The 25,741-nt window shown below is 34.2% G+C and carries 22 protein-coding genes; 10 read left to right on the top strand and 12 right to left on the bottom strand.

From position 1 onward, the window contains the following. Positions 1–26: 26 nt before the first annotated feature. Both H4O20_RS05805 and menA read right to left on the bottom strand, forming a co-directional pair. On the bottom strand, positions 27–707 hold the full coding sequence (locus tag H4O20_RS05805) for a metal-dependent hydrolase (RefSeq protein WP_185098573.1): 681 nt from the start codon (positions 705–707) through the stop codon (positions 27–29). A gap of 14 nt (positions 708–721) precedes the next feature. After that, positions 722–1,681: a 1,4-dihydroxy-2-naphthoate octaprenyltransferase gene (gene menA, locus H4O20_RS05800; RefSeq protein WP_185098572.1), complete on the bottom strand. Its 960-nt coding sequence runs from the start codon at positions 1,679–1,681 to the stop codon at positions 722–724. Positions 1,682–1,794: 113 nt separating this feature from the next. Here menA and H4O20_RS05795 point away from each other — a divergent pair, with 113 nt between their 5' ends. Further along, positions 1,795–2,172 (top strand): DoxX family protein, encoded by a 378-nt coding sequence (locus tag H4O20_RS05795; RefSeq protein ID WP_139854976.1) that lies wholly within the window; start codon positions 1,795–1,797, stop codon positions 2,170–2,172. 30 nt (positions 2,173–2,202) lie between these two features. On the opposite strand, the gene holA is transcribed toward H4O20_RS05795, so the two are convergent. After that, positions 2,203–3,207 carry a DNA polymerase III subunit delta gene (gene holA / locus H4O20_RS05790; protein ID WP_185098571.1) on the bottom strand — a complete coding sequence of 335 codons (1,005 nt, stop codon included), beginning with the start codon at positions 3,205–3,207 and terminating at the stop codon, positions 2,203–2,205. Between the two features lie 86 nt (positions 3,208–3,293). On the opposite strand from holA, the gene H4O20_RS05785 reads away from it, so the two are divergent. The 4 genes from H4O20_RS05785 (at position 3,294) to H4O20_RS05770 (ending at position 6,193) form a co-directional block, all read left to right on the top strand. Further along, the gene (locus tag H4O20_RS05785) at positions 3,294–3,737 is read left to right on the top strand and encodes a type I restriction enzyme HsdR N-terminal domain-containing protein (protein WP_139854978.1); all 444 of its coding nucleotides are present in this window, start codon (positions 3,294–3,296) and stop codon (positions 3,735–3,737) included. A 35-nt stretch (positions 3,738–3,772) separates the two neighbouring features. Further along, positions 3,773–4,765 carry a glycosyltransferase family 2 protein gene (locus tag H4O20_RS05780; RefSeq protein WP_185098570.1) on the top strand — a complete coding sequence of 331 codons (993 nt, stop codon included), beginning with the start codon at positions 3,773–3,775 and terminating at the stop codon, positions 4,763–4,765. Positions 4,766–4,865: 100 nt separating this feature from the next. Further along, complete coding sequence (locus H4O20_RS05775) at positions 4,866–5,729, top strand: OmpA family protein (RefSeq protein WP_139854980.1); 864 nt, start codon at positions 4,866–4,868, stop codon at positions 5,727–5,729. Positions 5,730–5,854: 125 nt separating this feature from the next. Then, complete coding sequence (locus H4O20_RS05770; RefSeq protein WP_139854981.1) at positions 5,855–6,193, top strand: TerB family tellurite resistance protein; 339 nt, start codon at positions 5,855–5,857, stop codon at positions 6,191–6,193. A 26-nt stretch (positions 6,194–6,219) separates the two neighbouring features. Here H4O20_RS05770 and H4O20_RS05765 read toward each other — a convergent pair whose 3' ends face one another. Next, positions 6,220–6,837 (bottom strand): L-threonylcarbamoyladenylate synthase, encoded by a 618-nt coding sequence (locus H4O20_RS05765; RefSeq protein ID WP_139854982.1) that lies wholly within the window; start codon positions 6,835–6,837, stop codon positions 6,220–6,222. A gap of 115 nt (positions 6,838–6,952) precedes the next feature. On the opposite strand from H4O20_RS05765, the gene H4O20_RS05760 reads away from it, so the two are divergent. After that, positions 6,953–7,825, top strand: a complete 873-nt coding sequence (locus tag H4O20_RS05760) for an alpha/beta hydrolase (protein WP_185098569.1) — start codon at positions 6,953–6,955, stop codon at positions 7,823–7,825. Here H4O20_RS05760 and H4O20_RS05755 read toward each other — a convergent pair whose 3' ends face one another. Together H4O20_RS05755 and H4O20_RS05750 are read right to left on the bottom strand one after the other, a co-directional pair. After that, a complete protein-coding gene (locus H4O20_RS05755; RefSeq protein ID WP_165148935.1) occupies positions 7,826–10,144 on the bottom strand; it encodes an ATP-dependent helicase in 2,319 nt (772 codons plus the stop codon). Positions 10,145–10,317: 173 nt separating this feature from the next. Then, the gene (locus tag H4O20_RS05750; protein WP_185098568.1) at positions 10,318–11,175 is read right to left on the bottom strand and encodes a hypothetical protein; all 858 of its coding nucleotides are present in this window, start codon (positions 11,173–11,175) and stop codon (positions 10,318–10,320) included. 131 nt (positions 11,176–11,306) lie between these two features. On the opposite strand from H4O20_RS05750, the gene H4O20_RS05745 reads away from it, so the two are divergent. Next, complete coding sequence (locus H4O20_RS05745; RefSeq protein WP_185098567.1) at positions 11,307–11,831, top strand: hypothetical protein; 525 nt, start codon at positions 11,307–11,309, stop codon at positions 11,829–11,831. Here the strand turns inward: H4O20_RS05745 and H4O20_RS05740 are convergent. The 6 genes from H4O20_RS05740 to H4O20_RS05715 form a co-directional block, all read right to left on the bottom strand. Beyond that, positions 11,828–12,460 (bottom strand): response regulator transcription factor, encoded by a 633-nt coding sequence (locus tag H4O20_RS05740; RefSeq protein ID WP_185098566.1) that lies wholly within the window; start codon positions 12,458–12,460, stop codon positions 11,828–11,830. The genes H4O20_RS05745 and H4O20_RS05740 overlap by 4 nt on opposite strands. Before the next feature lie 37 nt (positions 12,461–12,497). Further along, complete coding sequence (locus H4O20_RS05735) at positions 12,498–13,250, bottom strand: sensor histidine kinase (RefSeq protein ID WP_246051392.1); 753 nt, start codon at positions 13,248–13,250, stop codon at positions 12,498–12,500. A 644-nt stretch (positions 13,251–13,894) separates the two neighbouring features. Next, positions 13,895–14,563, bottom strand: coding sequence for a hypothetical protein (locus tag H4O20_RS05730; RefSeq protein WP_185098565.1), 669 nt, complete (start codon positions 14,561–14,563; stop codon positions 13,895–13,897). A 183-nt stretch (positions 14,564–14,746) separates the two neighbouring features. Continuing rightward, entirely contained in the window at positions 14,747–15,661 is a 915-nt protein-coding gene (locus H4O20_RS05725; RefSeq protein ID WP_185098564.1) for a patatin family protein, read from the bottom strand. Position 15,662: 1 nt separating this feature from the next. Next, a complete protein-coding gene (locus tag H4O20_RS05720) occupies positions 15,663–17,711 on the bottom strand; it encodes a M1 family metallopeptidase (protein ID WP_260402641.1) in 2,049 nt (682 codons plus the stop codon). A gap of 109 nt (positions 17,712–17,820) precedes the next feature. Next, positions 17,821–19,392 carry a peptide-N-glycosidase F-related protein gene (locus H4O20_RS05715; RefSeq protein ID WP_139854990.1) on the bottom strand — a complete coding sequence of 524 codons (1,572 nt, stop codon included), beginning with the start codon at positions 19,390–19,392 and terminating at the stop codon, positions 17,821–17,823. Between the two features lie 185 nt (positions 19,393–19,577). Between H4O20_RS05715 and recG the strand changes: the two genes are divergently transcribed. From recG to H4O20_RS05700, 3 genes are all read left to right on the top strand, one after another. Beyond that, entirely contained in the window at positions 19,578–21,683 is a 2,106-nt protein-coding gene (recG, locus tag H4O20_RS05710) for an ATP-dependent DNA helicase RecG (protein WP_185098562.1), read from the top strand. A gap of 525 nt (positions 21,684–22,208) precedes the next feature. Further along, the gene (locus tag H4O20_RS05705) at positions 22,209–23,273 is read left to right on the top strand and encodes a T9SS type A sorting domain-containing protein (RefSeq protein ID WP_139854992.1); all 1,065 of its coding nucleotides are present in this window, start codon (positions 22,209–22,211) and stop codon (positions 23,271–23,273) included. Between the two features lie 204 nt (positions 23,274–23,477). After that, positions 23,478–25,682 carry a bifunctional (p)ppGpp synthetase/guanosine-3',5'-bis(diphosphate) 3'-pyrophosphohydrolase gene (locus H4O20_RS05700; RefSeq protein ID WP_185098561.1) on the top strand — a complete coding sequence of 735 codons (2,205 nt, stop codon included), beginning with the start codon at positions 23,478–23,480 and terminating at the stop codon, positions 25,680–25,682. The last annotated feature ends 59 nt before the right edge of the window (positions 25,683–25,741 follow it).

Genomic DNA, 25,741 nt, shown 5'->3' with positions numbered 1-25,741 from the left:
TGCCTATGCTTAGGGAAAAGTTAAAATTATAAATCAATAGACTCCCCGATTTCGAATAACATTAAATCTTTATTAGCGTCATAAAACTTACGCTTTGCCTCCTCGTGGTCTATTTCAATATAGCCAAATGTATCGTAATGAACACCAAGAACCTTATCGCATTGAACAAAATCACTAGCAATAATAGCATCGTCTATTCCCATTGTAAAATTATCTCCAATAGGTAAAATTGCTAAGTCTAATTTAGTTCGCAGAGGAATCAATTTCATATCCATAGTTAAGGCTGTATCACCTGCTATGTAAATATTTTTATGTTCGCCCTCAATAACGAATCCGCCAGGTTGTCCACCATAGCTACCATCAGGAAAAGAACTTGTATGAATAGCTGTAACGTATTTTACATTTCCAAAATCGAATTTCCAGCTACCGCCGTGATTCATTGGGTGAACCTCGATACCCTTTTTTTCGTAATGTGTTGCAATTTCAAAATTACTTACAATTATAGCACCCGTTCTTCTAGCAATATTTGCAGCATCGAGGGTGTGATCCTGATGAGCGTGAGTAAGTAAAATGTAATCTGCCTTTAGGGAGTCAACATCTACTTTATCTTTTGCAAGTTGGTTTCCAGATATAAATGGATCTACTAAAATGTGTTTCCCTTTAATTTCAAGGGCTAAGCAATTATGTCCGTAATATGTAATTTTCATGATATGTGTTTTTTCTACATAAATATACTAAACAAGACAGCAAACAAAAAAGTGCCTAGAGCAACCTTTTTTAATTCGGCGTCTAACAATCTTGGAATTTTGTTATTAAACACGGTTTTAATGTTTAATAAAAAAGGAATAAAAGCAATAACATAAACAAATTGCAATGCTTCTCGATAATTCAATGCAGTATAAAGAATAGCGCAAGCAATTCCAAAAATCAATAAAAAGGCGTGATATCTTTTAGCTCTGTCTATACCAAGCTTTACTACTAAAGTGTTTTTTCCAACAGCAGCATCGTTATCAATATCGCGCATATTATTCAAATTTAACACTGCAGTGCTAAAACAACCTACTGCTATGGCTGGCAACAGTAATTCCCATTTTAAATTATGTGTAAACAAGAAGAAACTACCTAAAACACTTAATATTCCGAAGAAAAGAAATACAAAAATATCTCCTAAGCCCGAGTATCCATAAGCTTTTTTACCAACTGTATATTTTACCGCTGCTATAATAGACGCAATTGTGAGATTAAAAAATATAAAAGAAATTATAAAGTTTTCATTTCCGAAGGCTAAGAAAATTAAGAAAGTCGCCAACAAGAAAGTGAATGCTCCCACCACAAACATTCCAATTTTCATTTGCTTTGGTGTAATAATTCCCGAAGCAACCATTCGTTTTTCGCCTTCTCTTTTAGCATCGGTTCCGCGAACACCATCGCCATAATCATTTGCAAAATTGGACAGAACTTGAAAGCCAACAGTAACCATAATCGCTAGCCAAAAAATAGGAGAACTTAATACAGTTGAGTGAGTTAAGTATTCTACCCCTCCAAAATCGAGGTCAGCTTGAGACTGTAATACATGATTTCTCTCAATTATTCCAGCAGTTGCTCCTATGATAATTCCCGATACCGAAAGTGGAAGGGTACGTAATCTAGCGGCAGCAAACCAAGCCTTAATTTTTTTCATTCACTGTTTATTTGGCTCGCAAAAATACATTTAAAAAAGTGCTGCTCCAATTTTTTGAATTAGTGCTTTTTAGATTCAATTATTTATATTAGCATCTATAAAATCAAAAACGAATGAATAAATCTAGTTTTAACAATATTGCTTTACTGCTATTACGCTTAGGTTTTGGTGGTTTGATGCTTACTCACGGATTACCAAAGTTGCAGAAACTACTTGCTGGGGATTTAACTTTTAGAGACCCTATTGGTGTGGGAGAACCAGCTTCTTTAATTTTAGCCGTACTTAGCGAGGCAATATTCCCAATTCTAATTATTATTGGATTTAAAACTCGTCTATCTTCAATTCCCGTAATTATTACAATGGCGGTTGCAGCTTTTATCGTACACGCAAATGACCCTTTTGCAGTAAAAGAAAAAGCTATCTTATTCTTAATTGGATTTATTGCAATTGCTTTACTAGGTCCAGGAAAGTTTTCTATAGATAAGAAATAAGTTGCTCTATTTAGAATTGAACGATAAAAGTTAATTGAAAATCTTTACTAGCAATTCCTTCAGCAAGTCTCCTTGTGGAACGTTTGCTGCACCTACCCCTTTGCTTTGCATATCAACTTCACGAATGGCCGCGATAATTGCACTCACCTTTTTCATTGGGTAATTTGCTGCTGCTGTTTGATAATCTTTTACAAAAAACGGATGTACCCCTAGTACTTTCGCTGCTTCACTTTTGTTTGAAAGCGCGTGGTATTTCAATAATTTTGAGAAAAAACTATACAGTAATGCAATAGTCATTACCAGCGGATTGTTTTTCGGGTTTTGCGAGAAGTATTGAATAATTGCAAATGCCTTCTTTATATCCTTAGATCCTATTGCATTTTGAAGTTCGAAATTATTAAAGTCCTTACTTATTCCTATATTTTCTTCAATTATTTGAGGTGTAATTTGTTCTCCAGGTTTTAGAATCAACTGAAGTTTTTCTAATTCGTTATTTACTTTGCTTAAGTCGTTACCAAGAAATTCGACAAGCATTTGAGCTGCTTTGGGAGTAATGGTATACCCTTTTCCCGCTAAAACTCGTTTAATCCAATCTGGAACTTGATTGTCGTAAAGTTTTTTGCTTTCAAAAATAACTCCGGTTTTAGCGATTGTTTTTGCGAGCTTTTTACGTTTATCTAAGGTTTTATATTTATAACAAAGTACCAATATAGTAGTTGGTTGTGGATTTTCGGCGTAAGGCACAAGGTTTTCAATTGTGCGAAATAGGTCTTGCGCTTCTTTAACAATAATAACTTGTTTTTCTGCCATCATGGGAAATCGTTTGGCATTGCTGATTATTTCATCAACAGAAACATCACGACCATAAAGCACCATTTGGTTGAACCCTTTTTCCTCTTCAGATAAAACATGCTCTTCTATATATTTAGCTATCCCATCAATATAATACGGTTCTTCTCCCATCAAAAAATAGATAGGTTTTGTTTTTCTGTTTTTAATATCAGTTATAATGGACTTTACTTTGTCGAGTGGCATTGGACGATTTACGGTTAACGATTGAAGATTTTAAGTAGAAGAAATCTAATTTTGAAATTTGAATTTTAATTTTTGAATCTTTGCAAATGCAAAAGTTGAATTTTCCACAGTATTCCTTCCGCTTCAAAAGTAGCGAAAATAAAACATTGGTTTTTGATGAAATTAGAAAAAAGTTCGTGGTACTCACTCCCGAAGAATGGGTGCGTTTACACGTAGTTCAATTTCTTTTACAAGAAAAAAACTACCCAAAAAGTCTTATAAATGTTGAAAAGCAATTAAAACTGAACAAAACAACCAAGCGTTATGATATTGTGGTTTTTAACAATGACGGGAGCATTTTTCTGATTGTGGAATGTAAGGCGCCTTCTATACCAATTAGTCAAATCACTTTTGATCAGATTGCTAGATACAATCTGGCTTTAAACGCGAGTTTTTTAATGGTTTCGAATGGGTTAGAGCATTACTACTGCCAGATGGATTATGAAAACGAACGCTATATTTTCCTAAAAGACATTCCGAACTATAAATAAATTCATAATACCCCCTAAAAATCTATCTTTACAACGTGAAAGTAGCCGTAGTCATCTTAAATTGGAATGGAAAGAGTTTATTACAAAAATTTCTTCCATCAGTTGTAGCATTTTCAAAGGAAGCAACCATTTATGTAGCAGATAATGCCTCTTCTGACAACTCGATTAAATACGTTACAGAAAATTTTCCTACGGTTAAAATCATTCAGAACAGTGTAAATGGTGGCTATGCTAAAGGCTATAATGATGCTTTAAAAACACTTTCAGAGGATATTTTTGTTCTTGTTAATAGCGATGTTGAAGTAACGGAGAATTGGTTACAACCTATCGTTTCACAATTTGAAAGCAATCCTTTAGTTGTTGCTGCCCAACCTAAAATTTTAGACTATAAAAATAAAGCGTATTTTGAATATGCTGGTGCTGCCGGCGGCTTTATAGATAAGTATGCATATCCGTATTGTCGCGGACGTATTTTCAATACTTTGGAAAAAGATAACGGTCAATTCAATGATACTGCTACAATTTTTTGGGCTTCTGGGGCTTGTCTTTTTGTTAGGTCTGCTGCTTTTTGGAATGCAGGAGGTCTCGATGAAGATTACTTTGCACATCAAGAAGAAATTGATCTTTGTTGGCGTTTAAATTCTAAAGGAGGAAAGGTAGTGTACATAGGAGCATCGAAAGTATATCACGTAGGTGGTGCAACATTGGATGCTATAAATCCTAAAAAAACCTTTTATAACTTCCGAAATTCACTTTTAAACTTATTAAAGAATGTAAAAGGCACAGAAGTTATTTTAACGATTTTTGTGCGTTTTATATTAGATGGTGTTGCAGGTATACAATTTTTATTGAAAGGAAAACCCAAACATTGTATGGCAATTGTAAAAGCTCACTTTAGCTTTTATGGCTTACTTCCTAAATTTATTAAAAAACGTAGAGAATATGCTTCAAATTTTGAATATTTCGAAACAAAATCTATTGTTTATCAATACTTTATAAAAAATAGACGAAATTTCGAGAAACATTAACCTAAAGTATTGTTAATCGTTTCTTCCTAGAGCGCTATTTTAATATTTTTGTTCTTGATTAAATTTTAAAACAACAATCTAAACATAATACCTACAAACTATGAAGAAACTATTGATTTTAGCAATGTGTTCAGGTTTAGTATTCACTTCTTGTGTTTCAAAAAAGAAGTACACTGAGCTTGAAGCAAAACAAAAAAATACTCAAGATCTTTTAAACACTGCAACAGTTAAACTTAATGACTGTCTTGCTGAAAGAGCAGCTTTAAATGCTCGTGCAAAACAACTTGAAGAAAGATTGGCTGATATGAGACAAACTAATGCTGATCTTATCCAAAGTTCAAAAGAGCTTACAATGTTAACTTCAAAAGGAGCTACCAACCTTGAAAAGTCTTTAGAGAGTTTAAAAGAAAAAGATCTTAAAATTAGCCGTCTTCAAGATGCACTTAACAAGAAAGATAGTGTAACGCTTGCACTTGTTACAAGTCTTAAGAAAGAAGTTGGTATAAACGATCCAGACATTGAAGTAAATGTTGAAAAAGGAGTAGTTTATATTTCACTATCAGACAAAGTAATCTTTAGAAGTGGAAGCTACGATATTTCTGCTAGAGCTACTGAAATTTTAGGTAAAGTTGCAAAAGTAATCAACGGCAAGCCTAATTTTGAAGCTATGGTTGAAGGACATACAGACAACGTGCCTTATAGAAAAAGAGGTGATTTAATAGACAACTGGGATTTAAGTGTGAAGCGTGCTACAGCTATCGTTAGAGAGCTTCAAAAACTTGGAGTTGAACCAGGACGTTTAGTTGCTGCAGGTCGTTCAGAATACGTTCCTTTAGTTCCTAATACAACTGCTGAAAACAGAGCTACAAACAGACGTACTCGTATTTTAGTACTTCCTAAGATCGATCAATTCTACGATATGATTGAAAAAGAAATGAAAAACCTTGAGGCTTCTGGAAGTTAATCTTTCTGAAAACCTTTAAAACTAAACCCAGCCATAACAGGCTGGGTTTTTTGTTTTTTTATAATTGGAAATCCTCCTCGATATTTTGTATCTTGTATAGTGCTAATTAATTAAAGAGTAATGCTATGGAAGATTTTACCACAACTTGGACTCACGAAGAGCTTAAAGGGTATATACTACTCTACTGTGCTCATGCAGATTTTAGTGTTTCTAAAGAAGAAAAGGAATATATAAAATCTAGGGTTGGAGATAAGAAGTTTGAAAAAATTCGAAAAGAATTTGAAAACGATAACGATTACCAGCAAATCCAAAAGATACATACCACTATTGAACGTTTTAATTATTCAAAAGAGGAAATTGATGAAGCCTTTAGAAGTATTAAACAATTATTTTTAGTAGATGGTGAAATGGATATACTAGAACAAAATATTTATCGCGGGTTAAAGCAGTTGTTACAAAAATAACAAGTTTTTCAAGAAAGATAAATTATTTAAAGTTCAAGACTACCCTTCCCTTCACGAATAACTTCTGGCTCGTCACCGGTAAGATCAATTACTGTAGATGCAATATTACCACCATAACCGCCATCAATAACTAAATCGACTAAGTTACCCCATTTCTCTAATATAAGTTCAGGATCGGTTGTGTATTCTATCACCTCATCCTCATCTTTTATAGATGTAGAAATAATAGGGTTACCGAGTTCATGAACTATTGCCTGAGTAATAGCGTTATCCGGCACGCGAATTCCCACTTCCTTTTTCTTTTTAAACACGGTAGGAAGGTTGTTATTACCAGGTAAAATGAAGGTATAAGGACCAGGTAAATTTCTCTTAAGCAACTTAAATGTAGAAGTATCAATCTGTTTTACATAATCACTAAGATTACTCAAATCCTCACATACGAATGAAAAGTTAGCCTTTTCAAGTTTTACCCCTCTTAGCTGAGCCACCCTTTCCATTGCTCTGGTATTTTTTATATCGCAACCAAGCGCGTAAACAGTATCACTAGGATATATAATAACACCACCATCGCGAAGAATTTTTACAACGCGTTTAATTTCCTTAGGATTCGGATTCTCTTCGTAAATTTTAATGAATTCAGCCATAGCGCGGTATTTTAATTTAAATATAATCCAATTTTAAAGAAATAACAACTAATCGAGTGTTGACTTAACATAAAGATAAAATAATTACGTTATAGAAAACAACAAACCTAATTTTATGAATAAGAACTTTTTCTTTTTACTGTTTTCTTTACTTCTACTAGCCATTGTTTCTTGTTCTAAAGACAATGATAACAACCCTGAACTATCACAGGATGAGCAGGTTTTATTAAATGTATCTTATGGTAACAATACACAACAAAAATACGATCTTTATCTACCAGCAAATCGTTCGGAAGATAAAACAAAAGTAATTGTTTTGGTTCACGGTGGCGGTTGGGTTGAAGGAGATAAAGCAGACATGGATTTCTTGATTCCGCAGATAAAGCAACGACATCCAAATCACGCAATAGTAAATATTAATTATGTGTTGGCTGATATCAACACTCCTGCGTTTCCAAATCAGTTTTTAAACATTGATGAAGTAATAAATAAGTTAACATCAGAAAAGGAAGCATTACAAATCTTACCTGAATTTGCACTTATTGGGGCTAGTGCTGGGGCACATATCTCGCTTATGTACGATTATGTTTATGACACAGATAATCAAGTAAAGATGATTGCCGATATCGTTGGACCAACAGATTTTACAGATGAATTTTACAGTTCGAATCCGAATTTCCCATTTCTCTTGGCTGCATTAGTAGATGAAACTGCATACCCTCCTGAAACAAATTACTCAGAAGTATTAAGCCCTGCCTTACAGGTTTCTAACGCCTCTAGTCCTACGCTATTGTTTTATGGAAGTACAGACACACTTGTACCCTTATCAAACGGTGAAACCTTAAACACTGCATTAAATATTGCAGAAATAGACCATAACTTTACCGTCTATAACGGTGGCCATGGCGATTGGGCGCATAGTGACATTGAAAATATGATTGAACAAATAAGCAGCTACATAAATACTTACCTCAAGGTTTCAGAATAATTAATCTAAAACCTTAAGCTTGGCAAAGCGTAAAAGTAGTTTTTTAAGGCCTCCATTATCAAAGTTTATTTCGGCTTTAGTATCGGCACCAACACCTTCAATTTTTAAGATTTTCCCCTTTCCAAAACGAACGTGCTCAACCATAGTTCCAATACTTAGGTTTGCATCTTCTGCGCTAAAATTTTTATTTGTATCACTTGTAACAGGCTTTAGCCTACGCAATTTTCGTAGTTGTTCTTCTGTAGGACCTGTAGGTGGTTTACCTGCAGTAGGCTTTCTAAGTCGAAGTTTACTATGATCTACCTCATCAAAAATATCTGCATTTAATAGAGGTTTGTATCGATTTTCTGTGATTGGAGTTAAGTATTCCAAATAGCTTTCATCAATTTCTTCTATAAATCTACTGGGTTCTGCATCAATCAATTTTCCCCATCGATAGCGAGATTGTGTATAGGTAAGATAAGCTTGTTTTTCGGCTCTTGTTAGCGCTACGTAAAACAAACGTCGTTCTTCTTCTAGTTCGCTACGAGAATTCATATTCATTCCGCTAGGAAATAAATCCTCTTCCATCCCAACGATATAAACATAAGGGAATTCTAGTCCTTTCGCCAAATGCACCGTCATAAGTGCTACTCGGTCGTCGTCGCCCTTGTCGTTATCTAAATCAGTAGCTAGGGCTACATCCTCCATAAATTCTGAAAGCGAACCTGTAGCATCGGCAATTTCTTTTTGCTCCTCCACAAAATCACGCATACCGTTTAGCAATTCCTCAATATTTTCAATGCGAGCAATTCCTTCTGGTGTACCGTCTTTCTTTAATTCTTGGTATAAACCTGTTTTTTTAATTACATGCTCGGTAATAGTGAAAGCATCGTAATTGTGGTTTAAAACTTGGAAGCTCTCAATTAAAGCCACAAAGTCTAACAATTTAGATTTCGTTCCAGAATTAATTTTTAAATCGATTTTATCGATGTTTTTCATCACTTCAAAAATCGAACGATTGTAATGGTTTGAAGCAATAATTAAACGATCCATTGTAGTTCCTCCAATTCCTCTAGCAGGATAATTGATTACTCGTTTAAGCGCTTCTTCATCCTTTGGATTGAGAACCAATCTTAGATACGACAGAACATCTTTGATTTCTTTTCTTTGGTAGAAACTCAATCCGCCATAAATTCTATAAGGAATATCCTTTTTACGTAGAGCATCTTCAATGGCACGGCTCTGAGCGTTTGTTCTATATAAAACTGCAAAATCCCCTTCTTTTAGCTGATGGTTCATTTTGTTTTCGAAAATCGAACTTGCAACAAATCGGCCTTCATCACCATCTGTCATCGTTCGATTTACTAGAATTTTATTTCCTTCTACATTATCTGTCCAAACTTCTTTATCTAGACGAGTTTTGTTTTTTTCAATTACACTATTGGCAGCGTTTACTATATTTTTTGTAGAACGATAGTTTTGCTCTAGTCGATATACTTTTACGTCGTCATAATCTTTCTGGAAATTAAGAATATTGTTGATGTTCGCGCCACGGAATGCATAAATACTCTGTGCGTCATCCCCTACTACGCAAATGTTTTGGAATTTATCTGAAAGCGCTCTAACAATTAAATACTGGCTGTGGTTTGTATCTTGATACTCATCTACAAGTATGTAGCGAAATCGGTTTTGATATTTAGCTAATACATCTGGAAAGCGGGTTAACAGCTCATTTGTTTTAAGCAATAAATCGTCAAAATCCATTGCTCCTGCTTTAAAGCATTTATCAACGTATGATTTATAAATATCTCCCAGTCGAGGCATTTTAGCCATAGCATCAGCCTCCATTAATTCTGGATTATTGAAGTAGGCTTTTACCGTAATCAGACTGTTTTTATAAGAAGAGATGCGTGAGTAAACTTGTTTGTACTTATAGACATCCTTATCCAAACTCATTTCTTTAATCACAGATCGAATCACACTTTGTGAGTCTTGTGTATCATAAATTGTGAAGTTTGAAGGGTAGCCAAGTTTATCAGCTTCAAAACGAAGAATTTTTGCGAATATACTATGGAAAGTCCCCATCCACAGATTTTTAGCTTCACTACTTCCAACAATACTAGAAATACGGCCTTTCATCTCGCGAGCGGCCTTATTGGTAAACGTTAGTGCTAATATATTGAATGGATCAACTCCCTGCGACATCAAATACGCAATTCGAAATGTAAGCACTCGAGTTTTTCCAGATCCAGCACCTGCTATTACAATCATCGCTCCGTCTTTTTGCAGTACTGGCGCACGTTGAGCATCATTAAGTTGTTCTAAATACTTTTCCAAAATTTTGCTTTTTTTCAAAGTGTGAAATTAGCCATTATAAGCTTTTTAAACCCGAAAATGTCAGTCAAATTATAAACAAAAAAAAGTCACCCTTTGAGGAAGGCCCTTAGTTCGTGATTAATATATATTTCTAGAGAAATACTAGTGTAACTTTCAGTATTCCTAATTACCTATTATTTTTTTGGTTTTAAAAGCGGTAAAGCTTTCTCTTGCCAATCTCCGTTTGGCAGTTGCTCAGCATATTGATAGTTGGCAGCTTCAACAAAATAAGGGTTAAATTCGTAGGATAAGAGTTCAACTTTAGTTGTTCCAGATTTAAATTCAGTTATGGTTTGATTTTTACCAAATACTCCTACAAAGTCTAAAGAAGAGTACGGCAGCGATATATCACCTTCTAATTTATTAAATCCATATACCTGATAAAAATTAATGGGAATCATATTCGTGATAAATGTAGACTGCTTCCCTTTCATTTTAGTAAACTCCCATTTATACTCTTCTGAAATAATTTCTTTTCCATCTATTTTAGAGTATTCATTTAGTACTTTTTTCTTTCCTGTAGGAATCAGCTTTACGTATTGGTCTGAAATTGGATAAGTTTCATTTTCATCATAAAATTCAGGATTGGCAACCCATTCAACAAATTGAGCATCAACCATATCATTGCCGTGACCGTCATTTCCAAAGAAGTAATAATTACCATCAGGGTCACTTATAACGAAATCTATCATTTCATCTTCTGGCACATATAGCAATTGTCCATTTTCGGGATTGTGATACAGCCAAAATTCTTTCAATTCATCTTCATCGGTATATTTATAGATGAAAGCGTGACTAAAGTACAATGTTTCAGAGGGGTCGTATTCTAAATGATTTGCTTCTTCAATATATTCTTGAGCTTCAGAATTTGAATTCTGCTCTTCTGCTATTATTTCTTCAGAAGTTACAAATTCAGTTTTACTATTATTTTTCGAATTACAACCTAGCATTAACCCTATGCAAATTGTAAGAGTTATTAATAGATATCTCATAATATTTGTTTTAACAAGTTTAATCAATATTTATAAATTTAAAAAAAGTAAAACCTGAGGCATTTTTATAACATTATATCTCTTGCCAATTTTCATAAAACAATTAAGTTTGTTGTGATTAAAAAAACACTATGAACGAAGCAACACAAATTATAAGTTATTTTGCCTATTTACTCCCTGCTGCTGTAGTAGGTGTTGTGGCATATTATTTTTTTAAAGGACATACTGCCAATGAAGAAGGAAGGCGCAGGTATTTAATTCAAAAGGAAGCTCAAAAGCAGGTGTTACCGCTTCGTTTACAAGCTTACGAACGCCTTACTTTGTTTTTAGAGCGTATAGATTTAAATAAGTTGCTGGTACGTGTAAAACCATTTTCGGATGCTAAGGATGAATATGAGAAGCTATTAGTGCGAAATATTGAGCAGGAATTTGACCATAACTTAACGCAGCAAGTTTACGTAAGTGTTGAATGCTGGAATGTTGTAAAAGCGGCTAAAAACGCTACTATAAACATTATTAGACAAGGAAATATGCACGTGAAGGATGGGGATGTGGATAAAATGAGAGAATATTTATTACAACAATTTATGGAAGAGGTTTCTCCTTCACAAAAAGCAATCGGATACGTTAAAAAAGAAGTGTCTGAACTATTTTAAGGTGTAAATAGATTGTGGTGAATTGCAAAAAGCACAAGACCTATTCTATTCTTAATTCCTAACTTTCTATACAGAGAATCTCGATACCCTTCTACTGTTTTGTAACTGCAACACATAATATCTGCAATTTCTCTATAGTTCATTTCGGTACAAGCTAATTTTATAAACTCCAGTTCTCTATCTTTAATTTCAGTTCTTACGTCATTTTCTAGTGAACCTGTAAGGATTTTAGAAACGTTATTTGTGTAGTAGCTTCCTTCTTCAATTACTTTTGTTAAAGCTTCTTCAAGGATTTCTTTTTTGGTGTCTTTTAGTAGATATCCACGCGCACCAGCACGCAACATTTTTAATATAGTATATTCATTTTCTTCAATAGAAAGCGCTAGAACTCTTAGATTAGGATATTCCTTATTAATAATTTCTGTGGTTTCAATACCATTCAAAATAGGCATTTTAATATCCATCAAAACTATATCTGGGATATTATTCGGCTCTTTTAGTTTATCCAATAATTCCTGCCCATTTTTACATAAGTAAAGCACATCAAACTTCTCAAACCCCTGAACCATTCCTCCTATGGCTTGAGAAAGCAAATAATGATCATCTACTACTACAACCGAATACTTCATAAATTTTGGAATTAAGAATTACACTTACAAACTTAAATTATGTAAAGTTATAATTTAAATGCAAAGTAGTCCCTTGTTCTCTTTCCGAATTAATAGATAAAGTTGAATTAATAAGTTTAGCACGAGTTTTCATGTTTTTTAGACCGATACCTAAAAACACATCGTTATCATCAAACCCAATACCGTCGTCTTTTGCACAAATTGTCAATTGGCTATCTGTATAATCGAGCGTTACTGTTAAGTTAGAAGCTTTAGAATGTTTAATGGTGTTCGAGAAGAATTCTTGTAGTATTCTAAATAAGATAACTTGTATGTTACTTTCTAAAGGAACGACTGCTCCATTTACTTCTAAAGTTGAAGTTATGAATTTCAATCTATTAAATCGTTCTATTTCAAGAGTAATAGCTTCTACTAAACTCAAGCTTTTTAACGCTTCCGGGTTTATCAATTTGGAAAGCGATCTAAGTTCGTCAATTCCTTGGCCAATGGTATCGGAGACCTCTGGCAATAACTCAGGTTTATCTACAGCTAACTGAGATTGTATTTTGGCTAAGGTCATTAGTTGGCCAATGTTGTCGTGTAATTCCCAGCTAATGTTTCTTAATGTTTCTTCTCGCATTTCAATTTGCGACTCAGCTAATTCGCGCTCAAATGACTTTTTTGCTTCTTCTTGTTCTTTAAGTAATTTATTTTTTCTGTTCGAGAACACACTAAAAAGCACAATAACTATGATAACCAAAGTCACAGGTATCGCAATTGCCATTAGTACGATTATCTCTTTTTCATCCATATAAATCCGATAAGAAAAAACAAATACATCACAATAATAAGTGAAAACTGAATGATAAGTAAGATTAAATAAAATTTTGTAAGGTCAAAAAACAATGTTCTCATAATTTTTATAGGAAGATATCCTATATAAAACAAAAACAAGCCGACGCTTACCCAAAATAGCAAATCGTTTTTGATTACTAAAACTAATGAAGATTGTAAAACGCTTATATAGTATAGAATTATACAGAAAATCAATACTCCTGCACCCACTATATAGGAGGCAATAAACGAATAATTGAAAATATCCACTAATAGTATATCTCGAAGATAAGATATCCAAAATAAAACTATCCCCACCTTTATATATTTCTTAAAATGCGCTTCTTCGATAGCTTTTAGAAACACATAATGAAATAAGGTGAAGTAAAAAAAGTAATAAATATTGAAGATTATCAAATTCGATGTACCGATAAAATCTCTGATATACCCCCCTAAAAACTCCGTAATTACTGTAAATAACAAAATTAGCGGAAAATATTTTAGAGGAGAATCTTTATAAAGCGGAAAACGAATTAAAGAGATGACAAATACAACCAAGTATAAAGTCAAGAATATATATTCAAGGGGTTTTACTACTGCCTCCACAAAACTTAAATTATATTAGTTATTGTCTCCAAAGTCGTTGGAACCAAGTATTGGTGGGGGCATTATTGTTCCGTCATTAAGTATTAAACTTGTGGTATTAACTTGAAGTGTAGTAGTATTTGAAGATAAAAAACCAGCTTCATTCACTACTCCATTATTATCATTATTACCGCCGTCCCTTTTTCTGATAGGCACAGCTGAATATTTACCTTCTAATTCTTCTATCGAAAAACCGACGTTTTCTCCATTATGATTCATAGTTGGCACAACGAAAATGCTGTTTTGTCTAGGGTATTTTACAGCATCACCATTTGGATAATTATTGCTATTTGGATAATTAGATAAGTAAAATCGCAAAGTACTTACGTCAACTTTAGCTCTATTAGCTTCGTGTTCTATAAAAGCTATATATTGTTTAATAGTAGCTAGGTCGAATTCTGCATATCGTGTTGCCCCAAATGACTCTGGTGTAGGTTTAATACTGTCTTCGTATTTTTTTATAATTGAAACTCGTCGTTGAGAATAAGAGTCATACATTTCTTGAGCACGTTCTACAGTAATAATATGTCCTTTAGGAGGTCCTTCGTAAGGCGGTTCAGTAGTAGTTGTGCCTTCGTGACAGCTATATAAAGACAAACAAAAAACACAAATTAAGGATAATCGATAATTTAAAATTGATTTCATAATAAATTTGGTTATGGTTATATAAAAAGATGATTTTAATACGATTAGTGAATATAACTCAATTATATTGATTTATAAACAACTAACATTGCATTAACCATAAAAATCGGGGAATACACTTAAAGATTAGGGGGTTTCCCCCCCATTATATTTTGAAATTTGAAAAGGAAGACTAATTAATGCTTAATTGTCTTTAGTACGGAGCTCACTTAATGCTTCATTTTTGTGATGGGCGTACTCATAGCCGTGTTTCCACCAACTAGCCATTTTGTCTTTTTCGAAAATTAAGGAATTAGTTGTTAGCACAGTAGGCGTGTAATAAATATTAATAATCACCCCTTTATTAGCGGCTACAAACTTCCCTATACGGATGTTTTGTTTTTCAATTCTATCGGCCATAAAAGTGTGCATGTTGGTAAGAAGCGAAAAAACATTCTTTGAAGGTAATCGGTTATAGTAGGTCACCTCGGTTTCAAGAATTATAACATCTATAGTTTTAGCACCTCGATTTATAGCTTCTTCAATAGGCACCATACTCCCAAAGCCACCATCTGCATATTCACAGCCATTCTTTTTCACAAGACTCATAAAAGGTGTGAAGTTTGACGAAATCCAAATCCAATCTAAAAAATCTTTGTAATCAAAATCGGATATAGACTTATATTCAACCTGATTAAGTGAAAGGTTGGAAACGGTAACAACCACATCTTTAGATGAAGCTTTCAATATGTCAAACTCATCTTCGGTAAAAGTCTTTTCAATAAGTTTGCGCAGATTTAAACTTTCTCCAAAGGTTTTCTTTCCTTTTATAAAATTTTTTAAAACCGTGTAATGATCTATAGCTATCTGCTTCCCTCCTAGCTTGTCTTTTTTTATAATAAACGGGCAACTATTGAAGATGCTATTTTGATTAACAGAGGTAAAAACATGTCTAATTTTATCTACTTTATTTAATGCTAAATGTGAAATTAGTAGGCTACCGGTAGAGGTACCGACAAAAAGATCGTATTCCTCGTGAAGTTCGTCCATAAGGTATTGAGCAACACCTCCAGCAAATGCTCCTTTACTTCCTCCTCCCGAAATAACTAATGCTCTCATTTTATATCTTTAATGTTTTCAAGTATTCAACAGCTTCTTTGGAAATATTATTTTCTATACTTTTTAATTCGTTCTTAAACGATTTGCTTTCCACTACAGATTTCATCAATATTTTAGAAGATTTTGAAAAGCGCCAAGTGGGATGAACACAAGCTTCAGCCAAATTTTTGAGCGTTGCAATATCCCAAAGTTGTAATTCATTAATATATTCAAACGCTTTTTCGCGAATTTCAAAACTATAGACTGAAGCACTATAGCTCTTCAACTCATTCAAATAATTAACCTTTTTAGAAGTATTATATCCTTCCGTTATTAATGCTAAAGCTAGCCATAATTGCTTTACATTTTTATTCTGAAATCCAACTACGCCTTTCGTTCTATTCAAATATTCTTCTCTTTTTTCTGGAAACTGCATCCATAATTGATATAAAGCAGCTTCTTTGGTTACATAAGAATCATCATTTAAAAGTCCTTCATACTCTTTTTGAAGTTCATTTGGAATTGTTTGTAACGATAGTGCAATTGCTTGTCTTACGTAAATGTTATTGCTTTCAAAAGCTCTCTTATAAAGTTGAACCGTTTCCGAAATTGGTTCATCCATCAGCTGATAGACAGCTTCTTGCCCAATAAAATCGTTTGGAAAAGTAAGTGCGGTTCTCAACTGATTTCTTTTCTCTGAAAAAGGCATCATTCGTAACGCAGAAACTTCAAAGTACTTTTTAATAAAAGGAGACTTAAGTAAAGCTTGGTAAGCATCTTCACTTTGAAAAGCTGTTTGTTGCAGCCAGTCCGCTTCGAATGCCGTAATATCAACATCAGAAACCATTTTCACTTCTTTTAAAAAATCTTCGGTAGCTACATTTTTGAATTTATGCTTTTTGAGATAGTTTTTTACGGCAAGTCTAAATGGTTCATCCCCTATTCGTTCGCGTAAAATATGCAATGCCCACGCACCTTTTTGATAAAAAGTAAGTGTACTTGCCTTAGGGTTTAATAGCGATTCTCCCTTACCTTCATCACTCATTGCTTTTAATTGCTCGGCAGTTTGATACAATTGCCAGTAATAATAATCTTCCCCAAAAACATCTCTTTCTGCTAACAGCGCGTAATAAGTTGCAAAACCTTCCTGCAACCAATGATGCTTATCTGCCGTTGCGGTAACCAAGTTTCCAAACCATTGGTGTGCCAATTCGTGAGCGTTAACGTTTACGTAATTTCTATCGGTAAACCCCATTTCATCAACAATAAATGCTTCTGAAAAAAATGTAGCAGTGGTATTTTCCATGCCCGCATATAAAAAATCACGTACGGGAACTTGCTTGTAATTTTGCCAAGGGTATCGCACCCCTATTTCATTTTCAAGAAAGTCGAATATTTTTTTGCTATATCGATATGTGGGTTCAACTTTTATAGAGTCGGTCGGTTTATAGTACAGTTCAATTGGAACTCCAGAATCTGAAACTAGCTCGATCTTATTGTAATCTCCAATTGCTAAAGCTACTAAATAGCTAGACATTGGCTCTTTCATATCAAACCTCCAGCTATTTAGCTTTTCTGAATTATCAAATTCTATTAATCTCCCATTTGCAATTACAGTTTTGTTTTTAGGAGCTTTAATTTTTAAATCGAATTCAATCTTTTCGTTTACATCGTCTATACTGGGCAACCAATGCGAAGTGTATTTCCCTTGACCTTGTGTCCAAATCTCATTCCCAAAAAAATAAAAAGTTTGTTTTGGTTTCATCTCATAATAAAAATCTGCTATGTAAGTATTTCCTTTTTTGAAATTACCAACAAACCAAACTTTCTTCTCATTAGATGCAATTTTAAATTCTTCAGTTACAACCTCATTAATTTGAATATTTACAGCATCCATAAAAATGGAATCTGTTGCTTTTAAAGCATTAAACGTCGCAGTAAATTTCCCCGATACTTTTTTGGTAACAGCATGGGCTTCAATTAAAGCATCAATCTTCAAAAAATCCACAACATCGGTCTGCTGTGCTTGCAACCTAAAGGTAGCTGCAATCACAAAAAATAGTAAAAACAAAAATCTTTGTGAGAAATTGGTGGTGTTAAGATTCAAAAAATAAAGCATAAAAAAAAGGTTATTCTTGATATTCAAAAATAACCTTTTTAAAAGTCTGAGAATTAAAATTCTATTCTAAAATAATTCTTTTCACTCCTGTTCCGTAACTATTTTCAAGATTTATAAAATAAACTCCACTCGAAAGACTAGTAACATCAAACGTAAAGTTTTTAAGTTCTGCAAGAGTATTAAAGTAATACGCTTTTACTGTTTTCCCTTCTATTGTATTTACCGTTAATCTTGTAGTAGATTCTGGGTAAGAGGTATTAATTTGAAATACACCTTTAGATGGGTTCGGATAAACACTCACATCGTAAATCTGAGTATTATCTACAGCATTGATTCCTAAAGTATTTCCATAAACCATCGGGTGGTTACTCTTATTTATAATATGGGTATCTACGTAGTAATGTGGATTATACCCATCGTTACAATCTGCACAAGTTTGCCCTGAAACACAGTTTGGATTGTTAGGATGGCAGTAATCTTGATATGTAGGATGGAAACGGTAATCCAAATTGAAAGAACTACCAATATAAGAAGTTAAATCATAAATATCTGGTGGTGCAATAGCTCCTGGACACCATCCAGCACGAGGATAACTCCAAGTTCCTTGTTGACCTGTACAGCCATCAGGGTTTGGGTTACAAGCATTCCAAAGGTTTTGTGTAAAAGTTTGTTCTCCGTTTATATCAAAATAGTGCGTAGCATTAAAAAACTCTGCAGCATTGGAAGTATTGTTTCCTCCCCAACCGTGTCCAGTATTAGAAACTCTTAAATGTGAAGATTGAACTCCTGCAGGAATTTCTACATTAAAAGTCTCTACTGGTTGTAAGTTTGCAGGATCACCAAAAGAATAGGCATCGTCCCACACCTCTACTACATTGCTGTAAGCGTATTGAGGCGTACCTGCTGTATATTCAGCATCAAGAGTAAGTTGCCATCCACCTGTTCCCCAAGTATCAATAAACACACGAATTTCTACTTCACCTTGAAGTAACGACATATAATCTGTAACGTTAAGTTCATGGTCGCATGCTACACGATACGGAGTAATATATCGAATAAGTTGAATCCAATTACCGTCTGGTGCTTTAATATCTATGTATGCTAATCTATCCCAATCATCACATCCACCTGGAATATTAGGGCACTCTACTTCTAAAACAGCATTTATATCGTTGTAAGCACCTACAAACTGTGGAAAAGTGTGCGTTCCATAGTACCATCTATCATTTTGTCCTGTAAACTCAATTACTACATCTTCTAAGCTTCTTACCACTTGTGAATTTACTGAATTTGTAACAGTAATATTACGAGTTAAGGTTGTTTCTTCACCTTGAGCAGTTTTTGCCGTCATCACTATTTCGTGATTCCCATAACTACTAGGCTCCCATAAATAGTAATAAAATCCAGTTTCTATTTCAGCAGGAAACTCTTCACCATTTATAGTTAAGGTTACTTCAGTAACGCTATCTGGTTCTTCAACCTCAGCATTCAAATAAACAGGATACGCTCTTAACGTAGGCATCTCCAAAGGATAATCTTCCGTAAGCCTCGTAGAAAGCTCTAATGTGGTTTGTGCAAATGCTGAAACCTGCATTGCAATTGCCAACAGAAATAAAATGTAGAATTTTTTCATTGATTAATTGGTTTTGAGGGAAGATGAAGTACTCAATCATTCTTCCTAGGTTGTTTATGATAATTTCTAGAGTATTTGATTAAATAGATTGTTTAAATTAGCTGAAATATAGCAACAAATATATAATTATAGCTTTCAAAACTTAATTTTAATTTAGTTTTACTCAATAATATCAAGTGAGCTTTATGAATGCAAATTTCTTGCAAACCCCTATAGATTACTTAAAAGGCGTTGGACCTAATCGAGCTACTTTACTTAAAAAGGAGCTAGGGGTTCATACATTTCAGGATTTGCTAAATCTTTTCCCTAATAGATATTTAGACAGAACGCAATACTATAAAATCTCCCAGTTACAACAAACCAATGCTGAAGTACAGATTGTTGGGAAAATTACACATATAAAAACAGTAGAACAAAAACGAGGAAAAAGACTAGTTGCCACTTTTAGAGATGAAACCGGACAAATGGAGTTGGTTTGGTTTAGAGGAGTAAAATGGATTAGAGAGAATATAAAAATCAATGTTCCTTACGTGATCTTTGGTAAAACGAATTTTTTCAATGGGAACTTTTCAATGCCACATCCAGAAATGGAATTGCTCGAAATACACGAAAAAAGTATTCGATCTGCCATGCAACCTGTCTATCCTTCTTCTGAAAAATTAAGTAATAGCGGCATCACAAATAAGGTGATAAACGGACTGATGCAACAGTTGTTTTTAGAGAGTAAAAATGCCTTCTTTGAAACCCTCTCAAAACCCCTTTTAGAACAGTTAAAATTAATGTCAAAAAAGGACGCACTTTTAAACGTGCATTTTCCAAAAAGTCAGGCACATTTAGCACGGGCCCAATATCGATTAAAGTTTGAAGAATTATTCTATATTCAACTTCAATTGGTACGAAAAAATCTTGTACATAAATCTAAAATTAAAGGTTATACTTTTGATAGAATAGGTGAGAATTTCAACACCTTTTTTAACGAACATTTACCCTTCGATTTAACCAATGCTCAGAAGCGAGTTATTAAAGAAATTCGCAACGATTTAGGCAGCAAAGCACAAATGAATCGTCTTTTACAAGGAGATGTAGGTTCTGGGAAGACAATAGTTGCGCTAATGTCAATGTTAATAGCACTTGACAATGGTTTTCAAGCTTGCCTAATGGCTCCAACTGAAATTTTGTCAGTCCAACATTATCAAGGGTTAGTTGAATTATGTAAAGAACTGAACACCAGTATAGAACTACTTACAGGTTCAACTAAAACTTCAAAGAGAAGAGAAATTCACGAAAAACTTGAAAATGGAGAAATAGACATTTTAATTGGCACCCATGCGCTTCTCGAAGATAAGGTAAAATTTAAAAATTTAGGCCTTGCAATTGTGGATGAACAGCACCGTTTTGGAGTTGAACAGCGAAGCAAATTATGGCATAAAAATGAGTACCCTCCACACATACTTGTGATGACCGCCACCCCTATTCCACGCACCCTTGCAATGAGCGTTTATGGCGACCTAGATATTAGTATAATCGATGAGCTTCCACCCGGTAGAAAAGACATAAAAACTGTCCATCGTTTTGACGCAAATAGACTGAAGGTTTTTCACTTTATAAAAGAGGAAATTTCAAAGGGCAGACAGGTATATATTGTATACCCTTTAATACAAGAAAGTGAGAGCATGGATTACAAGGATTTGATGGACGGATACGAAAGTATTTCTCGTGAGTTTCCTATGCCCGAATATCAAATTTCTATTGTACACGGACAAATGAAACCTGCAGATAAAGATTATGAAATGAACCGTTTTGTTACAGGCGAAACTCAAATCATGGTTGCCACCACTGTTATTGAAGTTGGTGTAAACGTTCCAAATGCCAGTGTAATGATTATTGAAAGCGCTGAACGTTTTGGGCTTTCGCAGTTACACCAATTGAGAGGTCGTGTAGGTCGAGGAGCCGAACAGAGTTACTGCATATTAATGACAGGCCACAAACTCTCTTCCGACGCTAAGACAAGACTCGAAACCATGGTTCGCACCAGCGATGGATTTGAAATAGCCGAAGTAGATTTAAAACTTCGCGGTCCAGGAGATATGATGGGAACACAACAAAGTGGCGTATTAAATCTTCGGATCGCAGATATTGTAAAAGACTCCGAAATTTTAAAAATAGCACGCATTTACGCTTTACAAACACTGAAAGCAGATCCAAATCTCACATCAGATGAAAACAGACCAATTAAAAACACCTATGCTCAACTAGTGAAGTATCGAAATATTTGGAATTATATTTCTTAGCTAAAACTAACCCTTAGTCTTAAATAGATTTAGCTATTTCCGATAAAATCACGAGTAAAAAAGGATTTAAAATAAGAAGTAAAACCCTCTCAATTATACCCTAACAATTATAATGGCGTTTCTTTATATTCTTTAATTAACATTATTATTACTCAAATTAGGCCTCTTAAAAACAAATATTGATACAACATCTCTATCAATATCAAGCAGATTTTACACGATTTTCATCATATTCTTACCCAATCCAGATTCGTTTATCCAATTTCTTTACCTAAACCCTATAACAATAACCTATTATACAGCAAGATGTAAATCACGAAAAATTATTTTAAAAAAACGTAATTTTTTGATAGTCAGCCATATAACCCCTTATACGAGTTATTATTCAAGAAATACAATAGAAATAAAACATCTCTAAATAATATCTTAAAAATTTACACATTTACTATTTGTTTATGTATTAATTATGAATACATTTAGTACGATTAAACTAAATTTTAAATAACCCTTTAACAAATCCTTATTATGAAGAAAATTACTTTTTTAGCACTTTTTTCATTTTGTGCAATCGGTTTGAGCCAAGCACAAACTGTAGAATTACCTGCTGCCTATTACAACAATAGCGCAACCACAGTTGGTGAAAACGCAGGTATTGTAAACAATGGCCCGAGAAACACTAATGTTTCGATACCATTTACGGGAACCTATTATAACAATATGGCTCCTAACGGCTTATTATACGATAACGGTCCTTATTGGAATACCGCTGGTAATCCAAACGTGAGTCTTTTAGAATCTGTTACCTTAGGCATGAACACTTTAGGGTCGGGTGCACAATTCGGAAGTGGAAATAGCGTAGCCGATGACGTAATCTTTCCAGAACCAGTAGAAATTACCTCTATAGAAGTATTTGCTTACCAAACAGGCTCTAGCGCTCCATCAATAACTGCTGTTTACTTACAAGTATACGATGGCGATCCAAGTGCTGGAGGAAGTGTAATCTGGGGTGACTTAACCACAAATATTATTGATGAAGCCATTTACGCTGAAGCTAATAGATATTCAGAAACCAATATCGGGGATACATCTAGACAAATTCAAACAGTAATTGCACTTACACCAGGACTTTCTCTTGCAGCTGGAACTTACTGGATAGAATACTCTTTTGAAGGTTCTGGTTCGTCTGGACCTTGGGCTCCACCAATTGCAATTTTAGGAGAAACAACTACTGGAAACGCAATACAATACCAAGCATCAATTAGCAGCTGGGTAGCTCTTGAAGATAGCGGAACATTTACTCCACAAGGATTACCATTTTTAATTTATGGCGATGTTGTTGCAGGCGTAAACGACAATAAGTTAGCTGGATTTAATTTTTCTCCTAACCCAACTTCCGGTTCTCTATCATTAAAATCTTTAAACAATATAGAGTCTGTTTCTATTTTTAACCTTTTAGGTCAAAAAGTAAAAGACGTTAAAATAGGCGCTACTACTTCTGATATTAATATCTCAGATTTAAACTCTGGAACTTACATAATGCAAGTAACTGTAGCAGGTCAAATAGGGACATACAAGGTTATTAAGAACTAAGAAGTTACAACACCTTAAATTTAGAGCCACTCAACATTGAGTGGCTCTTTGTTTTTAATATTGTTATGTTTAATTTAAAGGGTAATTTTGAGGAGAATTACAATTCAATTTTACGAATTTTATTGACACTAATCCTCAAATTATAATCATCACAAACCCCTATTTTTTTTGCCCGTTTAAATACTTTTCAATACTTTTAGATGTATGACAGAAGCAGACTTAGAAGAAGAAAAAAAAGAAATTGCAAAGCAGTATAAAGAGTTGCTAAAAATTAGTTATCGCACCTTAACCAAGGAAGATAAAAAACTGATTCGCAGCGCTTTCGACCTTGCTGTAGATGCACATAAAGAGCAACGCCGTAAAAGTGGTGAGGCTTATATTTTTCATCCTATTGCAGTTGCAAAAATTGTTGCCTCGGAGATTGGTTTAGACGCCACCTCTATCGCAGCAGCACTTTTGCACGATGTTGTGGAAGACACAAAGTACACTGTAGAGGATATCGAAAAAATGTTTGGCAAAGTGGTTGCTCGCATTGTAGATGGACTTACAAAAATTGCCCACATATCACTTTCGGAAGATGTTTCTATGCAAGCAGAAAACTTCCGTAAAATGTTGCTTACTCTAAATGAAGACATTAGGGTAATCATCATTAAAATCGCGGATAGGCTTCATAATATGCAAACCATGGATAGCATGCCGCCGCATAAACAGCGTAAAATTGCTTCCGAAACACTTTATATATACGCGCCTCTTGCACATCGTATCGGACTCTATAACATTAAGACAGAACTTGAAGATTTAGGTCTTAAGTTTACTGAACCCGATGTTTACGCCGATATTTTAAGCCGAATTAAAGAAAGCAAAGAAGAGCAAGATGCTTATATCAATGCTTTTAACAATGTTATAAAAAATTCTTTAGATGCCGAAGAATTAGAATACGATATTAAAGGGCGTCCGAAATCTATTTTCTCTATTCGCAGGAAAATGCTGGCTCAAAACGTAACTTTTGATGAGGTTTACGATAAGTTTGCCGTTCGTATTATCTACAAGAGTAAACCTGAAAACGAAAAGTTTTTAGCCTGGAAAATATATTCTATAGTTACTGATCATTTCCGTCCTAACCCAATACGTTTGCGCGATTGGATTTCCTCACCTAAATCAACAGGATACGAAGCCCTTCATATTACCGTAATGGGGCCTAAAGGGCGTTGGGTAGAAGTACAAATTAGAAGTGAGCGTATGAATGAAATTGCTGAAAAAGGTTTCGCAGCGCACTACAAATACAAAAACAAAGAGAAAGACGATGGTGGTTTAGAGAATTGGCTCAATAAATTACAAGATACTTTAGAAAATTCAGAAATAAGCGCTGTAGATTTTGTTGAAGAATTCAAACTGAACCTGTACGCAAAAGAGATTTTCGTTTTCACACCAAAAGGAGACTTATACTCCCTTCCAAAGGGCGCAACTGCTTTAGATTTTTCTTTTCATATTCACACCGAAATCGGGATGCATACTCGTGGAACAAAAGTGAATGGAAAACTAGTTCCCCTAAGTCATCAATTGAAAAGCGGGGATCAAGTTGAAATAATTACATCTGATAATGCAAAGCCAACTGCCAACTGGTTAAACTATGCAACCACTGGTCGTGCGCGATCAAAGATTAAATCTTCTTTAAAAGACGAAAAGAAACAAATTGCCGCTGAAGGAAAAGAAATTTTAACGAGGAAGTTAAAATCATTAAAAATAAATCTTGACGAAAACACCATCAATCAAATGGTTGTATTCTTTAAGGTAAAAACCAGCCTCGATCTGTATTACCGTGTAGGAGCTGGAATTATCGACAACCAAAAGTTGAAAGATTTTGCTTCATCCAGAAGTAATGCCTTTATCAGTTTCTTTAAAAATAAAATCAGAAAGCCAGACAAGCCAGAAGATGTCCACAAAGAAGAAATTACTGAAAAGTTCGATCAGCTAGTATTCGGAAAAAACGAAGACAAGTTAGATTACAAAATAGCAAATTGTTGTAATCCAATTCCTGGGGATGATGTTTTTGGATTCGTTACAGTAACCGACGGAATAAAGGTACATAAAACCACCTGCCCTAACGCTTTACAATTACAAAGTAATTATAGCTACAGAATTATGCCTGCTAAATGGGTAGATTCTACTCAACGTGAATTCAAGGCAATTCTTAACATTAGTGGTATAGATACAATTGGACTTGTAAATGAAGTTACCAAGGTAATTTCAAACAACCTTAATATCGACATGAAGAGTGTTCATTTTGATAGTGACGATGGAGTTTTCACAGGGAAAATTATTGTTATTGTTAAAAACAGAACCATCCTTAACAACTTGATGGATAACCTTAAAAAGATTAATGGAATTGACAAAGTTTCCAGAGAATAAGTAAAATAGATGAAGATTAAGGTGTTCCAAGAATTGAAAACCACAGTATACATCACGTA

Source organism: Aequorivita sp. 609, assembly GCF_014212065.1.
GTDB lineage: Bacteria > Bacteroidota > Bacteroidia > Flavobacteriales > Flavobacteriaceae > Aequorivita > Aequorivita sinensis.
The sequence above is the reverse complement of the archived record's forward strand: the minus strand, read 5'-3'. Positions and strand labels throughout refer to the sequence as shown.

What these genes read in the sequence shown, in the direction of transcription:
- H4O20_RS05805 (WP_185098573.1), bottom strand. Translation starts at nt 707, where the DNA reads ATGAAAATTACATATTACGGACATAATTGCTTAGCCCTTGAAATTAAA.
- menA (WP_185098572.1), bottom strand. Translation starts at nt 1,681, where the DNA reads ATGAAAAAAATTAAGGCTTGGTTTGCTGCCGCTAGATTACGTACCCTT.
- H4O20_RS05795 (WP_139854976.1), top strand. Translation starts at nt 1,795, where the DNA reads ATGAATAAATCTAGTTTTAACAATATTGCTTTACTGCTATTACGCTTA.
- holA (WP_185098571.1), bottom strand. Translation starts at nt 3,207, where the DNA reads ATGCCACTCGACAAAGTAAAGTCCATTATAACTGATATTAAAAACAGA.
- H4O20_RS05785 (WP_139854978.1), top strand. Translation starts at nt 3,294, where the DNA reads ATGCAAAAGTTGAATTTTCCACAGTATTCCTTCCGCTTCAAAAGTAGC.
- H4O20_RS05775 (WP_139854980.1), top strand. Translation starts at nt 4,866, where the DNA reads ATGAAGAAACTATTGATTTTAGCAATGTGTTCAGGTTTAGTATTCACT.
- H4O20_RS05770 (WP_139854981.1), top strand. Translation starts at nt 5,855, where the DNA reads ATGGAAGATTTTACCACAACTTGGACTCACGAAGAGCTTAAAGGGTAT.
- H4O20_RS05765 (WP_139854982.1), bottom strand. Translation starts at nt 6,837, where the DNA reads ATGGCTGAATTCATTAAAATTTACGAAGAGAATCCGAATCCTAAGGAA.
- H4O20_RS05760 (WP_185098569.1), top strand. Translation starts at nt 6,953, where the DNA reads ATGAATAAGAACTTTTTCTTTTTACTGTTTTCTTTACTTCTACTAGCC.
- H4O20_RS05750 (WP_185098568.1), bottom strand. Translation starts at nt 11,175, where the DNA reads ATGAGATATCTATTAATAACTCTTACAATTTGCATAGGGTTAATGCTA.
- H4O20_RS05745 (WP_185098567.1), top strand. Translation starts at nt 11,307, where the DNA reads ATGAACGAAGCAACACAAATTATAAGTTATTTTGCCTATTTACTCCCT.
- H4O20_RS05740 (WP_185098566.1), bottom strand. Translation starts at nt 12,460, where the DNA reads ATGAAGTATTCGGTTGTAGTAGTAGATGATCATTATTTGCTTTCTCAA.
- H4O20_RS05735 (WP_246051392.1), bottom strand. Translation starts at nt 13,250, where the DNA reads ATGGATGAAAAAGAGATAATCGTACTAATGGCAATTGCGATACCTGTG.
- H4O20_RS05730 (WP_185098565.1), bottom strand. Translation starts at nt 14,563, where the DNA reads ATGAAATCAATTTTAAATTATCGATTATCCTTAATTTGTGTTTTTTGT.
- H4O20_RS05725 (WP_185098564.1), bottom strand. Translation starts at nt 15,661, where the DNA reads ATGAGAGCATTAGTTATTTCGGGAGGAGGAAGTAAAGGAGCATTTGCT.
- H4O20_RS05715 (WP_139854990.1), bottom strand. Translation starts at nt 19,392, where the DNA reads ATGAAAAAATTCTACATTTTATTTCTGTTGGCAATTGCAATGCAGGTT.
- recG (WP_185098562.1), top strand. Translation starts at nt 19,578, where the DNA reads ATGAATGCAAATTTCTTGCAAACCCCTATAGATTACTTAAAAGGCGTT.
- H4O20_RS05705 (WP_139854992.1), top strand. Translation starts at nt 22,209, where the DNA reads ATGAAGAAAATTACTTTTTTAGCACTTTTTTCATTTTGTGCAATCGGT.
- H4O20_RS05700 (WP_185098561.1), top strand. Translation starts at nt 23,478, where the DNA reads ATGACAGAAGCAGACTTAGAAGAAGAAAAAAAAGAAATTGCAAAGCAG.